At 76.8% G+C, this 680-nt stretch carries 1 protein-coding gene; it reads left to right on the top strand.

Annotated elements, in window-relative coordinates; translation table 11 throughout:
- The coding region (locus SZN_RS37280) for an SAV_6107 family HEPN domain-containing protein (protein ID WP_007506606.1) at positions 1-569 on the top strand (569 nt) is incomplete at its 5' end.
- Between the last annotated feature and the right edge of the window lie 111 nt (positions 570-680).

Genomic DNA, 680 nt, shown 5'->3' with positions numbered 1-680 from the left:
CCCCCTCACTGACCGGCCCGGCGAGCGACGTGCACCCCGTGCTCCGCCGGGCCACGGCGCCGCCCGCCGCCCTCGACCTGCTCGCCAAGGCCCGTGCCGGACTCGACGAGGCCGCGGTTCTGGAAACCCCCAACGAGCGCTTCTCCACGGCCCATCTGGCCGCCCTGCGCGTCGCCGCCGCCGTGCTCGCCGCGCGGGGGCGCCCGGAGTCCAGCCCCAGGCGCCGGGCCAGGATCCGCAGCGCCTGGGAGGTGCTCCCCGAGATAGCGCCCGAACTCACCGAGTGGAGCGCCCTGTTCGCCTCCGGCGCCCGGCGCCGCGCCCAAGCCGAGGCGGGCATCCAGGGCGCGGCCGGCCGCCGGGACGCCGACGACCTCATCCGGGACGTCGCGATGTTCCTGCGCATCGTCGAGCGGATGCTGGTGCTCCAGCCGGTCCTGCCCCAGCAGCGGCCGGACACGGCGGTGTCCGAACCGTCCGAACCGTTCGAGCCTGCTGAACCCGCCGACCTGTCCGGGCGCCTCCCGCCGGCGCGCGGGGCGAGGGGCGGGATACCGGACGCGGGCTGAGGGCACGGGCTCGCCCGCGGCGGCCGGGAAGGGCTGGAGGCGCACGGCGGTGTCCTTTCGGAGGTGACGGTCAGATGTGGTCGTGGGCGCTGTCGCCGAAGGGGCGCAGAA

The sequence above is a fragment of the Streptomyces zinciresistens K42 genome (assembly GCF_000225525.1).
GTDB classification, from domain to species: Bacteria; Actinomycetota; Actinomycetes; order Streptomycetales; family Streptomycetaceae; genus Streptomyces; species Streptomyces zinciresistens.
Note: the sequence above shows the minus strand (reverse complement) of the source record. Positions and strands in the feature narration are given on the sequence as shown.